Source organism: Rhizobacter sp. Root1238 (genome assembly GCF_001425825.1).
GTDB lineage: Bacteria > Pseudomonadota > Gammaproteobacteria > Burkholderiales > Burkholderiaceae_C > Rhizobacter.
The window spans coordinates 1-13,884 of sequence record NZ_LMDM01000023.1; the positions used below are offsets into that span (position 1 = coordinate 1).

The window sequence follows — 13,884 nt, forward strand, 5'->3', positions numbered from 1 at the left end:
CGGCCCCCCCGGGGGGCCGAGGACTTCCCTCCGCTGRCTGGCTTCATGGCCCGTCGCCGAAACTCCCKCCACTCACTTCGTTCGYTGTGGTCAAACAGTCGGCGACAGTCAGTCCACGAAGCGTGCTGCGCACGCGGGCCATGAAGCCAGCCAGCTCCGGCGCCCYCTCCTTATTGGCGCGCCACAGCCTCCCCACCCGCGCCTTTGCCGGCACCGCTCGCTSTGTTGGGGGGAAAAGAYTGAACAGACCGACGRGCRTGCCGGYGCACGCGTGCTCGTCGGKCACTTCAATCTTTTCCCCCCAACAAGCGYKGCGGGTGTTGAGCGGCGGGTGAGGGGATGGGCTGGGGGCGATTTCTGGGGYGACGGAGAAGATCGGCTTTGGGGATGGCGGGCGCAGCCCGCTTCGTGGACTGACTCATCGGCACTGTTTGACCACAGCGAACGAAGTGAGCGGAGGGAGTTTGCCGATGCATCCCCAAAGCCGATCTTCGCGGCACTGTTTGACCACAGCGAACGAAGTGAGCGGAGGGAGTTTGCCGATGCATCCCCAAAGCCGATCTTCGCAGTGGAGTCGACGGGCCCCCGGGGGGCCCGTCGACCGCCCCAGCATGAGCCCCCAGCCCATCCCCTCACCCGCCGCGACGCACGATCACGGAACTGCGATCTTCACGATCCCGCTACGCCCGAGGATGTACAGCGCGTTGTCCACCCCAACCAGCATGTCCACCGGATCCGCGTCCAGCTTCGCGAATGCATACGCGGCATTCCCGTTCGCCAGGTCGATGCGGCCGACGGTGTGCGCGACGTAGTCGGCGAAGAAGTAGCTGCCGCGGTACATCGCCGGGAAGTTGCCGCCCGCCGGGTAGAACGCTCCGCCGGCAATGCACTGGCCGACGAAGAAGCCGCCCGGGCCATTGCCCTCCGGGTTGGTCGCGCTGTGCTTGTAGGTGAACAGCGGCCCGGTGATGCCGGCGGTCACGCGCTCGTTGCCCTCGGAGCCCGGCCAGCCGTAGTTCGCACCGGCCGTGCCGACGTTCACTTCCTCCCAGGTCACCTCGCCGACGTCGTTGATGTGGATGCGGCCGTCGGTCGGGCGCACCGCGAACGTGAACGGATTGCGCAGGCCGTAGGCCCACACCGCGCCGTACGAGGCGCCGCCGCTCGCCGCGAAGAACGGGTTGTCGGTCGGGATCGTGCCGTCGTCGTTCAGGCGCAGCAGCTTGCCGAACAGGCTGGTCTTGTCCTGCGCCGGCGAGCCGCGCGCGTTGTCGCCGACACCCACGTACAGCTTGCGGTCGTTGCCGAAGTGCATCGCGCCGCCGTTGTGGTTGGTCGCGCTCGACAGCGCCGGCAGGTCGAAGATGACCTTCGGCGCACCGGGGCCCGCGAAGTCGCCGGCCGCGGTGTAGCGGGTGATGCGGTTGTGCGTGCCGTTCTGCGTGGTCGTGTGGTAGACGTAGACCCAGCCGTTGGTCGCGAAATCGGGGTGCAGCGCGACGCCGATCAGCCCGCGCTCGCCCTGCGAGTCGACCGTCAGCGTGACGAAGGGCTGGGTTTGCAGCACGCCGTTCTTGACGACGCGCAGCGTGCCGCCCTGTTCGGCGACGAACAGGCGGCCGTCCGGCGCCTGCGCGAACGCGGTCGCGCTGTTCAGCCCGGCCACCCACGATTCGTTCTTCGTGAAGCCCTGCGGTACCGCTACCGTGCCGCCGAACTTGACGGTGACGCTGGTCCAGTCGGAGCGGTTGCCGGCGGCATCGCGGGCCCGTGCGCGGATCACGTGCTGGCCGCTCGCATGGTTGGCGGTGACGACGCTCGCGGTGAACGGTGCCGCGGTGTCCTCGGTGCCGAGCGCTGCGCCGTCGAACTGGAACTCGACCCCGGCCACGCCGACGTTGTCGGTCGAGGTGGCGGTGACGTTCAACGTGCCGGTCAGGTTGGTCGCCAGGTTGGCCGGCGCGGTGATCGCGATCGTCGGCGCCTGCGTGTCGGGACCTTGCGGCGTCGTCACGGTGACCGCGACCGCGGTGCTGGTGGTGGTCTCCCCGGTGTTGTCGGTGGCGCGCGCGGTCAGCGAATGGGCACCGGCCGCGGCGGGCGTCCACGAGAACGTGTAGGGCGCGATGGTGTCGGCGTTCAGCAGCGTGCCGCCGTCGAAGAACTCGACCTTCGCGACCGTGCCGTCCGGGTCGGCCGCAGTGGCCGTCAGCGTCATCGCGGTGCCGACGGTGCCGGTGGCCGCGGCCGCCAGCGTGACCGTCGGCGGCTGGTTCGTCACCGGGCCGAGGTCGGTGAACGTGGCGGTGTAGGTGGTGTCGGCGGCCGGGGTCGCGATCGTGTGCGTGGCCGTGCCGCCATCGCTCCAGGTCGCGAAGCCGTAGCTGCGGCCGTTGAAGGTCTGCGTGGCGGCGCCGACATCGCGCTCGATGCCGACCACGCCGGTGAAGGTGTTCGGGCCGGTCACCGGCTGGCCGTCGATGGTCAGCTGCAGGCCGGCCGGCACGGTCGTGAGCGTGACCTGCGCCTTGCGCGGCTGCACGTCGCGGGTGACCTCGGTGACGTTGCCGGCCGAATCGGTGGCCTTCAGGTGGAATCGGTACCAGATGTTCGACGAGGTCTCGCCGCGCACCGGGATCGTCACGGTGCCGCTCGCACCGGGCGTGGCCAGCTGGAACGGGTGGTTGTGGGTGTCGTGGTGCAGGTCGGCCCACCAGCTGAGCGCGCCCGCAGCCAGTGCGCCGTCTTCGACGTCGGTCGCACTGCCGGTGAAGGTGAGGGTGTCGCCGGCCGCGAAGGTCGTGCCTTCGGTGGGGCTGTCGATGCGGGCGGTGGGGGCGTTGCCCACCGGCGCCGGCGGGCCGGCCGGCGTGTCGCCGCCGCTGCCGCCACCGCAGGCGGCCAGCAGCAGGCTGCAGCCGAGCGCGGCGAGCCGCATCTTGTTCAGAGGAGAAAAAATGGCTGCCATGTGGATCCCTTGTGTCTCTTTGCGCAGCATTGTGTCTTCCCTTTCTGACTCTTGCACGACAGGGGTGTGACCGATCGCAACCCGGTATCGGTCACCCCCTCGCGAACGCTCAGGTCGGCGCGATGCGCACGATGTTGTTGCGTGTCAGCACCAGCAGCGCGCCGTCGGTGGCCACCCTCATGTCGACCGGTTCGCCGACCGTCTTCGCGAACGCATAGACGGCATTGCCGTTCACGAGGTCGACGCGGCTGATCTCGTGCGTCGTGAAATCGGCGAAGAAGTAGTTGCCCTGGAAGCGCGCCGGGAAGCTGCCGCCCACCGGGTAGAACGCGCCGCCGGCAATGCACCGGCCGATGACGAAGCCGCCGACCGCGCTGCCCGGCGGCGTGGCGGCGGTGTGGCGGTAGGTGAACAGCGGGGCGGTGAACGCGGCGGTCAGGTTGTCGGGACCCTCGGAGTTCGGCCAGCCGTAGTTGGCACCGGCGATGCCGACGTCGATCTCTTCCCAGGTGTTCTGGCCGACGTCGTTGATGTGGATGCGGCCGTCGCTCGGGCGGATTGCGAAGGTGAACGGGTTGCGCAAGCCGATGGCCCACACGGCGCGCGCGTTGCCGGTGTTGGTCCCGTAGTACGGGTTGTCGGTCGGGATCGTCGCGTCGTCGTTCAGCCGCAGCATCTTGCCGAACAGGCTGGTGCGGTCCTGGGCCGGCGCGCCGAGCCCGCCGTCGCCGACACCCACGTAGAGCTTGCCGTCGATGCCGAAGTGCATGGCACCGCCGTTGTGCATCGTCGTGGTGAGCGTCGGCAGGCCGAACAGCGCGGTCGGCGGGCCGGCGGCGACGTCGCCGTTCGCCGTGAAGCGGCTGATGCGGTTGTGCGTGCCGCCTTCGGTGGTGGTGTAGTAGACGTAGACCCAGCCGTTGGACGCGAAGTTCGGGTGCAGCACGATGCCGCCGAGCCCGCGCTCGCTGCCCTCGTTGTTGACGTTGGCCAGCGTCGCGAACGGCGTCGGCAGCAACGCGCCGTTCTTGATCACGCGGATCTGGCCGTTCTGCTGGGCGATGAAGATGCGGCCGTCGGGCGCCTGTGCGAACGAGGTGGCGCCGTCGAACCCGCCGACCAGCGCGGTTTTCGCGAAGCCTTCGGGCACCTGCACGTCGTTGCCGAATTGCACGACGCGCGTGACCCAGGCGGAGAGGTTGTTCGAGGTGTCGCGCGCGCGGGCGCGGATCACGTGCTGCCCCGTGGTCAGGCGCGTCGTCGTGATGCTGGTCATGTAGGGCGGATTGGTGTCGTCGTCGCCCCACAGCGCGCCGTCGATCTGGAACTCGACGCCGGCGATGCCAACGTTGTCGCTCGCGTCGGCCGTGATGTCGATGCGGCCGGTCAGGTTGGCAGCCAGGTTGGCCGGCGTGTTCAGCACCAGCGTCGGCAGTTCCGTGTCGGCGGCGGTTGCATCGGCCCCCTGGGCGCCGACGGCGGCCGCGCGTTCGCCGGCGGTGGCGTCGCCGGCGGTCGCCGTGTCGCCACCTCCGCCGCAGCCCGCGAGCAGCAGGCCGCTGCCCAGGACCATGCATCCGATCGTCGATCGCCAGTTCGCCATGACAGTCTCCCCAGGTTTGGTGGAAGGCGAGGGCAATCGGTGTGCCCGTGCCGTCGTGCCGGCCGTCTCATGGGTTGTCGCCTTCGCGACAGGGCGCCCGCGGGTTGGTTCCGTAGGCCTTGCCGACGCGGCGCGGTATACCTTGCCGATCATCCGGGGAGTCGACCTTGAACCCGTTGCCCGAAGTTCCACCGCGTCCGCACCACCCGATCTGGCCGCGCCGCCTGCCGCGCGCGCTGGCGATCCCGTCGACCACGCTGTGGTTCAACCTCGAGGTCGCCGCGCAGCGCTTTCCGGACAAGCCGGCCTACCTGTTCTTCGGCCGGCCACTCGATTTCCGCACGCTGCGCGAGCAGGCCGAGCAGGTGGCCGGCTGGCTGCAGCAGGCCGGCGTGCAGGCCGGCGACCGGGTCGCGCTGTACCTGCAGAACTGCCCGCAGTACGTGGCGGCGTACTACGGGATCCTGCGCGCCAACGCGGTCGTCGTGCCGGTGAACCCGATGAACAAGGCCGACGAGTTCGGCCACTACATCACCGACCCCGAGGCGCGCATCGCGATCTGCAGCGCCGACCTGACCGGCTTCGTCGCCCAGGCGAACGTCAGGCTGCCCGACGCGCAGCGGCTGCGGCAGGTGCTGGTGGTGCGCTACGCCGACGCACTGCCCGATGCGATCGATGCCGACATCGCACCGCCGCCGGCGATGGAGGCCTGGCTGCGCGCGGACCCGCCGCTGCCGACGGAGACTTCCGAACGCTACACCCGCTGGACCGATGCGCTCGCGCAGCGCCATGGGCCGGGCCCGCACACCGCGCAGCCGGACGACCTGGCGGTGCTGCCGTACACCTCGGGCACCACCGGGCTGCCGAAGGGCTGCATGCACACGCACCGCACGCTGATGGCCAACGCGGTGGGCGGCTGCTGGGGCAATGCCGGCGCCGAGACGGTGAGCCTGGGCGTGGTGCCGATGTTCCACATCACCGGCATGGTCTACGGCGTGCTCGGGCCGGTCTACAACGGCAGCACGACGGTGCTGATGCCGCGCTGGGACCGCGAGCTGGCCGGCCGGCTGGTCTCGCGCCATCGGCCGACGCACTGGACCTGCATCCCGACGATGATCATCGACCTGTTCGGAAGCCCCAACTACAAGAGCTTCGACCTGTCGAGCCTGCGCTACCTGAGCGGTGGCGGCGCGGCGATGCCGCAGGCGGTGGCCGAGCGGCTGCAGGCGGAGTTCGGGCTGACCTTCGCCGAGGGCTACGGGCTGACCGAGACCGCGGCGCCGAGCCATGCCAACCCGCCGGAGCGCGCGAAGCTGCAGTGCCTGGGCATCCCGATCTTCGGCGTCGACTCGCGCGTGGTGGACCCGGTCACGCTGCAGGAGATGCCGGTCGGCGAGGTGGGCGAGATCGTCACGCACGGGCCGATGGTCTTCAAGGGGTACTGGCGGCATCCGGAAGCGACGCAGGCGGCCTTCGTCGAGATCGACGGCCGGCGCTTCTTCCGCACCGGCGACCTGGGGCGCATGGACGACGAGGGCTATTTCTTCATCACCGACCGGCTGAAACGGATGATCAACGCGAGCGGCTTCAAGGTGTGGCCGGCGGAGGTGGAGGCGCTGCTCTACAAGCACCCGGCCGTGCAGGAGGCCTGCGTGATCTCGGCCCGCGATGCCTACCGCGGCGAGACGGTCAAGGCGGTGGTGGTGCTGCGCAGCGAGGCGCGCGGCGTGACGCGCGAGCAGGACATCGTCGACTGGGCGCGCGACCACATGGCGGCCTACAAGGCGCCGCGGCTGGTCAGTTTTGCCGAGAGCCTGCCGAAGTCGGGGGCCGGAAAGGTGCTGTGGCGGGCGCTGCAGGAGCAGGAGTCGAAGTCGTAGCCGGGATGCCCATCCGGGGCGTTCATTCGTGGCATCAGTGCGGAAGGCGCGCGCGGGGAGGCTGTGGTGCGCCGTCGGGGGCGGTCCTCGGCCCCCCCGGGGCCGAGGACTTCCCTCCTGATTGGCGCGCCACAGCCTCCCCGCACGCGCCTTCTGCCACCGCCCTGCCTTGGGAAGGTGACAAGCGAACAAATGGGAGTTGATCCCGGATTGGCATCGGGGCCGCCCCAGCGCGGCCGGCAAGGCAGTCGCGAAGCGACTGGGGCTTTTTTCCTTTGGAATCCGGGCTTTCCAGCAGTCCTCGGGTATTGCTCCGCCCCTAACATCCGCGCTGATCGAAAAAACGAACGATCGTGCTGATTTGCGCGACGTTCCCCCCTTCGGCCTCGGGCTGGATTCATTACTGGGAAGCAGGAGACACGGATGCATCAATGGAAACGCAATGTCGTTGCACTGGGCGCGGCGGCACTGGTGGCGGCTTGTGGCGGCGGCGGAAGCGACACGACGACCAAGGTCAACATCACCTCGGTGAAGGTGATGGGCGACAGCCTGGCCGACGTCGGCACCTTCGGCTACAAGTTCACCGTGCAGGGCGCCGACTCGCTGGTCTTCCCCCAGCGTGTCGCGTCAAGTTACGGCATCACCTCGATGTGCAACTACTACCGCGTGACCAGCGCGACGCCGACTTTCGGCGTGAACCCGGCGGCAGGCTGCACCAACTATGCGATCGGTGGCTCGCGCATCAATTTCACCGCCGACCAGACCTCGAAACAGTCGGTGATCCAGCAGATGGCGGACGCGACCGCGAGCGCCAACATCGGCGCGAGCGAGCTGGTGCTGATCGACGGCGGCGGCAACGACGCGGCGGACCTGGTGGCCGACTATCTGGCCGCTGCGGGCGATGGTGGCGTCGCCTACACGGGGCGACTCGCGTCGCTGCTCGACGGGCCCACGATCGCTGCCGGCGTTGCCGCCGGCAAGCCTGGCCTGGCGCAGCTGGGCGGCAAGTACATGGTGGCGCTGGCTGCCAAGTTCGGCGCAGCCATCGACGCCAACATCCTCGCGAAGGGGGCGAACTACGTCGCGGTCCTGAACATGCCCGGCATCACGAACACGCCGCGCTTCCAGATGGTGCTCGACAGCATTGCAGCGGCCAATGGCGGCGGCACTGCCGGTGCGACGGCGCGCGCACAGGCCGAAGCCGTGTTCAAGGGCTGGATCGAGGCTTTCAACGGAGCGCTTGCTGCGTACTACGCCGGCAACGCCAAGGTTGCCGTGGTCGACTTCTACACGTCGTTCAACGAAGAGGTGGCGATCCCGGCGCAGTACAGCCTGACCAACGTGAAGACGCCGGCCTGCCCGGCCACCGGCACCGGCACGGACCACCTGCCGACCTACACCTTCCAGTCCTGCACGGATGCCGCGCTGTCGAATGCACCGCCCACCGGCGTGACCGACCTGAACTGGTGGAAGACCTACGCGTTCTCCGACGGCTTCCACCCGACGCCGTACGCCCACCAGCTGCTCGGTCAGCTGATCGCAAGAACCCTGGCCGCCAAGGGCTGGCTGTGACCCGGATGCACGAAGGAACAAGAACCATGAACAAGACATTCAAGTGCATCGCGCTGGCCGGTTGCGTGGCCAGCCTGTTCGTCGGCGGTACCGCCAGCGCGCAATCCGCCGGCTCGTGGCTGGTGCGTGCCGGTGCGGTGCGCATCGCGCCCAAGGTCGACAGCGGCGACCTGAGCGCGCCGGCCTTCCCGGGCACGAAGGCGGACGTCGACTCGAACACCCAGTTCGGCGGCGGCATCACCTACATGTGGACCGACAACTTCGCGATCGACCTGCCGCTGTCCACGCCATTCAAGCACGACATCAACGGTGACGGCGCGATCGCCGGCGTCGGCAAGATCGGCGAGACCAAGGCGCTGCCGATCACGCTGATGGCGCAGTACCGCTTCCTGGAGGCGAGCTCGCCGTTCCGCCCGTACGTCGCCGGTGGCATCACCTACGCGAAGTTCTACAAGGAAAAGGGCACCGCGACGCTGACCGGCCTGACCGGCGGCTCGACGAGCAACCCCACCACCTTGAAGATCGATTCGAAGTTCGCCCCGACGATCCAGGTCGGCGCAAGCTACAGCTTCAACGAACGCTGGTTCGTCGACGCGACGGTGCTGAAGACTTTCCTGAAGACGACCACGACCTTGTCGACAGGGCAGACGCTCGACATCAAGCTGGACCCGCTGACCACGGCGGTGTTCGTCGGCTACCGCTTCTGACCGGAGCGTTGTCGGGTGAAGGCCCTGCCGCCAACCGCGGCAGGGCTTTTTTCATGGGGCGGAGCCTGACCGGGAACCTCGGCCGGCGTGCCCGCCACTCATGGCCATGCTCAACGGGACCCAGCCGATTTCGGCGACGATGCCTTGCCGGGGTGGTACGCCGATGTCCGCACCAACGGGCATACCGTGCCTTCCAGTCAAGCGACCTGACAGGAAACGACACCGCCAGACGCGGGAGCGCCTGTACACGCAGCGGCGGCTCGCCAGGAAGCACCTGCCGGCGAAGCCCGAGCGACCGGCCCTGGCCGCACAGGCGGGCGCCCTCTTCCAGCGCTTGTGCGAGGCTGTCGACCATCTGAACGACGCACTGAACCCGGCGTGGAACCTGTTGCCCACCGCGGCGGCGCGGTCTTCGCCCGAGCAGACCTGTGCCGCCGACCCGGCCTGTGTCCCCGAGCGGGTCACGACGCCCGACCCGGTGCATGCCAGCGTTGCCGCACTGAGCGATCTGGCCAGCCGCTTGCAATTCACTGCGAGGCCGAGCGACGGACTGAAGCAGCGCGGTGCCGACGCGTCGCTGGACGGCGTGGTGGTCCTGATCGGCGATCCCGATCATGACGACACTGGCATCCAGCAGCGCATCGACGAGGTGGTCCGCTTCCTCTACCGGCGTGGTGACTTGCACTTCATCGAATGTCCGCCCGATCGATTGCCCAGGAAGCGATCGATGTGGCGTGGCATCGCGCCCGTGGAGACGGGGCGGCACGGTGGCACGGTTGGCATGGACGATGCGGCGTTGAGCGCGGCAGCCATTCCGTCCGCGGACGCGTTCACCGAGGCCGGGCGCGAGCTGCTGCGCTACCAGCTCGAGTTCCTGGGCCACGACGACATGCCCGGCGGCCGCCCGCTGTCTGCGATGAACGACCGGCAACTGGCTGCGGTGGCCGCGGCCGTGGACGATGAAGTCGAGGCGCGCGGGTGGCTGATGAAGCTGGCTGTCGACGACGAGTACCAGCACCTCGTCCGCGAACGTCACAGGCTCGGCCAGGCCCACGAGGCGCTGGTGCGCCAGCTCGCCGGCCCGCGCTCGGTGAAGATGGCGAGCACGATCGCGTCGCACGTGCACACAGCAGACGGGGAGCACCCCTCAACCTGCTACATCGCGTCAGCCGGCGCCGGTCACCTCGACGTGATGGTTGCCGAGCTGACGAAGCAGGGCATCACCGACTACCTGGTGCTGTGCCACGCGCTCAGCCGCGACCACGGCCACGCCCGGGTCTGCCGCTGAGAACGATCACGCGACCCGCTTGAAGACCGAGTGCATCGCCGCTGCCGTTTGTTCCTCGACGGAACGAGCGACGCCGTGCTGGTACTCACCGGCATGCAGTTCAATTCGACAGCGCCGTGCTCCTTCCAGCCGCAGGGGGCCTCAGGCCAGCGGCCCTGCTCGCCAGCGGTTTTCGGGCATGCGCCACCCAAAGGCGCGTGCCCGGTCAACTCGACCTTGGGCCCTCTCCGCGGCGCCTGCAACAAGGCGGAACGTCTTGAGAAAACGATCACTCGGATCAAGCAAGCGCAGAAGGCGGCTGGCGCCACCGTTGCGTTGGTGGAGCATGATTCACGCCCGCCTCAGCCTCTGTGGAATCTATGGCAGCAGTTGTGCAAGACCCTCGATGATCTGAACGACGCGCTGCATCCCTCCTGGAATCTGTTGCCTGTCGCGCAGGCACAAACTCCCGACGAGGTCTGTGCAGTCCGTGGCACCTGTGATGGCGGGGCAGGGGCGGCGCACCCGAGCATCGACCATCTGAAGGCCTTCACCAGCGATGCCTTCAAGCTGCGCGAAAGCCTGGCGCTGAAGCGTCGACCCGATCGCTCTCTCGACGGCGTGGTGATCCTGGTCGCGGATTCCGACCACTACAGTTTCGAGGTTCAGCGACAGATCGAAGCGGTCGTCGATCAGGTGTACCGCGCCGATGACCTGCACTTCATCGAGTTTCCCGATGAGCAATTGGACCGGGAGCCCGGGCTGTGCCGCGGCATTCCACGGCGGCAAGGCGGACGCCATGGCGGCAGCGTCGGCATCGACAGTGCCGAGTTGCGGGCAGGACCGCTGGCTGTCCAGGCGGAGCAGCATGTGGCGATGCGCGCACGGCTGGGTCGACTCGGCAAGCTGCTGAAGTTGCCGGATCGCAAGCTGAAGCTGCAGGCTCCGACACCGGTCGAACTGATTGCATTGCGCCGGGAGTGGGATGTCGAGGCCGAGAGGCCGGAGAACGCGATGAAGTTGCGGGCCGATGGCAGGTACATGAGCCTGCTGAAACGGGAGCGCGAACTCTCGACCCGCTACGTCGAGGCCCTCGCCAGCAGCCGCGACGCACGTTCGCGTTTCATGGCCGGTGCGATCGCGTCACAGGTTCACGACGATGCCGCAGCGTCGGCCGATCCTGCCTGGACCTACATCGCGGCGGTCGGCGCCAGTCACATCGACGAGATGGTCGCCGAGTTGAAACGCCGGAAGGTGAAGCACTACCTCGTCCTTTGTCCCAGGCGCTGGGACGGCCACGGCGAGGTTTGCCGCTGACAGACCGGCCTGTGCGCAGCGGCTCAGGCCGCCAGCTTGAACACCGCCACCGTGTTCACCAGGTCCTGCGCCTGGGCCTTCAGGCTCTCGGCCGCGGCCGCGCCTTGCTCGACCATCGCGGCGTTCTGCTGCGTCGTCGTGTCCATCTGCGTCACGGCCTCGCCGATCTGCGACACGCCGGTGCTCTGCTCGCTGCTCGCGGTGCTGATCTCGCCGACGATGTCGGTGACGCGGCGGATCGAGTTCACCACGTCCTGCATCGTCGTGCCGGCGCGGTCGACCAGCAGCGTGCCCTGCTCGACGCGCTCGACGCTGGTCGAGATCAGCGCCTTGATTTCCTTGGCCGCGTCGGCGCTGCGCTGTGCCAGCGTGCGCACCTCGCCGGCCACCACCGCGAAACCGCGGCCCTGCTCGCCGGCCCGCGCCGCTTCCACCGCGGCGTTCAGCGCCAGGATGTTGGTCTGGAACGCGATGCCGTCGATCACGGCGATGATGTCGACGATCTTCTTCGAGCTGTCGTTGATGCCCTTCATCGTGTCGACCACCTGGCCGACCACGTCGCCGCCCTGCGCCGCGACATCGCAGGCGTTCTGCGCCAGCACGTTGGCCTGGCGGGCGTTGTCGGCGTTCATGCGCACGGTGCTCGACAGCTGGTCCATCGCTGCGGCGGTCTCCTGCAGCGCGCTGGCCTGTTCTTCGGTGCGGCCGCTCAGGTCGTTGTTGGCATGCGAGATCTCGGCCGATGCCGTGGCCACGCCTTCGGCGTTGCGCCGCACGTCGCTGACCAGCTCGAACAGCCGGTTGCGCATGCCGCCGAGCGCGCCCAGCAGCTGCGCGCATTCGTCACGGCCTTCGGCATGGATGGGCTTGGAGAGATCGCCCCCGGCGATGGCCTGCGCCGAATCGACCGCCTGGTGCAGCGGGCGCGTCATCGAGCGCGTCGCCAGCACCGCCAGCAGCAGGCCGGCCAGCACCGCGAACACCGCGCCGCCGGCCAGGATGCGCTGGCCGCTGACGGCCACGGCCATCGTCTGCGCCTGGCTCGCCGCCAGCTGCTCGTCCATGTAGGTGTCGATCGCGGCCAGCCCCTTCAGGTAGTCCTGCGCGAGCGGCAGCAGTTCCTTGTCGACCTGCGCCCCGATGTCTTCGCCCGCCTGCTTGCGCTTGAACAGCGCGACGCGCGAGACCCGATAGGCCTCGCGGCGGGTCGCGACGTTGCCCATCAACTGCTTGCCGGTGTCGTCCTGGATCAGCTCGTCGAGCTTCTTCTGCATCTCGCTGATCGACGTGGAGGTCGCCTCCATGTCGCGCTTCAAGGTGTCGATGTACGCGGCGTCGCTGGCTTTCAGCGACGCAGCGGTGCGCACCCAGTTCAGGTTGATGTTGGCGGCCCAGCGCGCCGCCAGCGACTGGCGTTGCATCTCGGTGGTGGCCAGCGCGTTGCTGGCCGCCTTCAAGGTTTCGAGGCGCCACACGCCGATCGTTGACACGAGCGCGGTGATCGCGAGGATCAGCCCGAAGGCCATGCCCAGCCGCTGGCCGAGTTTGAGGTGGTTGAGCTTCATCGAAGCGGCTTTCCATCAGTTGAACAACAAGGCCTGGGGCCCGGATCGATCGTAAAAAACTGTCGGATGTACCAATGCCGCGAATAGGTGCGTTTTCCGCCTTCAGTTCCTGCCGCACACCGGCGATGTAGGACAGCGGCGACAACCGGTGGGGCTGGCCGACTACAGCGGCTCGCGCTGTCGGCCCGCTTGGGAAACCCGGCCGGCTCCTTACCGTGGAGGCCTTGAATCACTCACCAGAAGAAGGAGCACCACATGACGCTCGGCACCATTCTCTTGATCGTCCTGATCCTGATCCTGATCGGCGCGTTGCCGACCTGGCCGCACAGCCGCAGCTGGGGCTATGGCCCGAGCGGCGGGCTCGGGCTGGTGGTGATCATCCTGATCGTGCTGCTGCTGATGGGAAGGATCTAGCGCTGGCTGGAAGCTAGAAGCGCGACCCAGGCTGCTGCAGGAAGAGCGCTTCCTCGGGAGAGGAAGCGCGCCCGAGGATCTGGTTGCGGTGCGGAAAGCGCCCGAAGCGCGCGATGACCTCGCGGTGCTTGTGCGCATAGTCCAGCATGCCCTGCAGCGCCGGCGCTTCCTGCGCGAGGCGCGTGAAGCGTGTCACCGCCTCGTCCTGGCAGGCCAGGTCTTCGGCATGCTCGAACGGCATGTAGACGAAGGCGCGGCGCAGCGGCGGCAGGCTCGCATCGAGCCCGGCGGCGCACAGCGCGCGGGCCGCAGCGAGCGCCAGCGCATCACCGGCGAACGAGCGTTCGCGGTCGCGGAACACGTTGCGGGTGAACTGGTCGAGCAGCAGGATGCGCGCGAGCGCGGCCTGCGCCGACGCCTGCCAGCCGGGCAGTCCGCCGGCCAGCGCCTCGTCGATCAGCAGCCCGAAACGCTCGGCGATCTCCTGGTCGGTCTGCGCGCTCTTCGTGAACCAGAGCGTGCGGACCTCGCCCGGCTCGGGGCCGAACCACCAGTCCAGCACCTCGGTCGCGCGCGGGTCGATCATCGAGC

General features: G+C 68.4%; 10 protein-coding genes. 6 read left to right on the top strand and 4 right to left on the bottom strand.

Going from position 1 to position 13,884, the window contains the following annotated elements; genetic code table 11:
• Positions 1 to 652: 652 nt before the first annotated feature.
• Both ASC98_RS16800 and ASC98_RS16805 read right to left on the bottom strand, forming a co-directional pair.
• Positions 653 to 2,968 carry a PQQ-dependent sugar dehydrogenase gene (locus ASC98_RS16800; protein WP_157597704.1) on the bottom strand — a complete coding sequence of 772 codons (2,316 nt, stop codon included), beginning with the start codon at positions 2,966 to 2,968 and terminating at the stop codon, positions 653 to 655.
• Between the two features lie 109 nt (positions 2,969 to 3,077).
• A complete protein-coding gene (locus ASC98_RS16805; protein WP_056811570.1) occupies positions 3,078 to 4,571 on the bottom strand; it encodes a PQQ-dependent sugar dehydrogenase in 1,494 nt (497 codons plus the stop codon).
• A 167-nt stretch (positions 4,572 to 4,738) separates the two neighbouring features.
• On the opposite strand from ASC98_RS16805, the gene ASC98_RS16810 reads away from it, so the two are divergent.
• The 5 genes from ASC98_RS16810 to ASC98_RS16830 all read left to right on the top strand — a co-directional run bounded on the left by ASC98_RS16810 (position 4,739) and on the right by ASC98_RS16830 (position 11,314).
• The gene (locus tag ASC98_RS16810; RefSeq protein WP_369820414.1) at positions 4,739 to 6,451 is read left to right on the top strand and encodes a long-chain fatty acid--CoA ligase; all 1,713 of its coding nucleotides are present in this window, start codon (positions 4,739 to 4,741) and stop codon (positions 6,449 to 6,451) included.
• 423 nt (positions 6,452 to 6,874) lie between these two features.
• On the top strand, positions 6,875 to 8,023 hold the full coding sequence (locus tag ASC98_RS16815; protein WP_056811568.1) for an SGNH/GDSL hydrolase family protein: 1,149 nt from the start codon (positions 6,875 to 6,877) through the stop codon (positions 8,021 to 8,023).
• A 26-nt stretch (positions 8,024 to 8,049) separates the two neighbouring features.
• Complete coding sequence (locus ASC98_RS16820) at positions 8,050 to 8,730, top strand: OmpW family protein (RefSeq protein ID WP_056811565.1); 681 nt, start codon at positions 8,050 to 8,052, stop codon at positions 8,728 to 8,730.
• 100 nt (positions 8,731 to 8,830) lie between these two features.
• On the top strand, positions 8,831 to 10,018 hold the full coding sequence (locus tag ASC98_RS16825) for a hypothetical protein (RefSeq protein WP_157597705.1): 1,188 nt from the start codon (positions 8,831 to 8,833) through the stop codon (positions 10,016 to 10,018).
• 75 nt (positions 10,019 to 10,093) lie between these two features.
• Positions 10,094 to 11,314 (top strand): hypothetical protein, encoded by a 1,221-nt coding sequence (locus ASC98_RS16830; protein ID WP_157597706.1) that lies wholly within the window; start codon positions 10,094 to 10,096, stop codon positions 11,312 to 11,314.
• A gap of 23 nt (positions 11,315 to 11,337) precedes the next feature.
• On the opposite strand, the gene ASC98_RS16835 is transcribed toward ASC98_RS16830, so the two are convergent.
• On the bottom strand, positions 11,338 to 12,879 hold the full coding sequence (locus ASC98_RS16835) for a methyl-accepting chemotaxis protein (RefSeq protein WP_056811551.1): 1,542 nt from the start codon (positions 12,877 to 12,879) through the stop codon (positions 11,338 to 11,340).
• 255 nt (positions 12,880 to 13,134) lie between these two features.
• On the opposite strand from ASC98_RS16835, the gene ASC98_RS29545 reads away from it, so the two are divergent.
• Positions 13,135 to 13,293: a DUF3309 family protein gene (locus ASC98_RS29545; RefSeq protein ID WP_082541628.1), complete on the top strand. Its 159-nt coding sequence runs from the start codon at positions 13,135 to 13,137 to the stop codon at positions 13,291 to 13,293.
• 13 nt (positions 13,294 to 13,306) lie between these two features.
• Here ASC98_RS29545 and ASC98_RS16840 read toward each other — a convergent pair whose 3' ends face one another.
• Positions 13,307 to 13,879, bottom strand: coding sequence for a DUF924 family protein (locus tag ASC98_RS16840; RefSeq protein ID WP_056811547.1), 573 nt, complete (start codon positions 13,877 to 13,879; stop codon positions 13,307 to 13,309).
• Between the last annotated feature and the right edge of the window lie 5 nt (positions 13,880 to 13,884).

Excerpts from the sequence above, each read along its gene's own strand:
- ASC98_RS16800 (WP_157597704.1), bottom strand. The coding sequence starts at position 2,968 with ATGGCAGCCATTTTTTCTCCTCTGAACAAGATGCGGCTCGCCGCGCTC.
- ASC98_RS16805 (WP_056811570.1), bottom strand. The coding sequence starts at position 4,571 with ATGGCGAACTGGCGATCGACGATCGGATGCATGGTCCTGGGCAGCGGC.
- ASC98_RS16815 (WP_056811568.1), top strand. The coding sequence starts at position 6,875 with ATGCATCAATGGAAACGCAATGTCGTTGCACTGGGCGCGGCGGCACTG.
- ASC98_RS16820 (WP_056811565.1), top strand. The coding sequence starts at position 8,050 with ATGAACAAGACATTCAAGTGCATCGCGCTGGCCGGTTGCGTGGCCAGC.
- ASC98_RS16825 (WP_157597705.1), top strand. The coding sequence starts at position 8,831 with ATGGCCATGCTCAACGGGACCCAGCCGATTTCGGCGACGATGCCTTGC.
- ASC98_RS16835 (WP_056811551.1), bottom strand. The coding sequence starts at position 12,879 with ATGAAGCTCAACCACCTCAAACTCGGCCAGCGGCTGGGCATGGCCTTC.
- ASC98_RS29545 (WP_082541628.1), top strand. The coding sequence starts at position 13,135 with ATGACGCTCGGCACCATTCTCTTGATCGTCCTGATCCTGATCCTGATC.
- ASC98_RS16840 (WP_056811547.1), bottom strand. The coding sequence starts at position 13,879 with ATGATCGACCCGCGCGCGACCGAGGTGCTGGACTGGTGGTTCGGCCCC.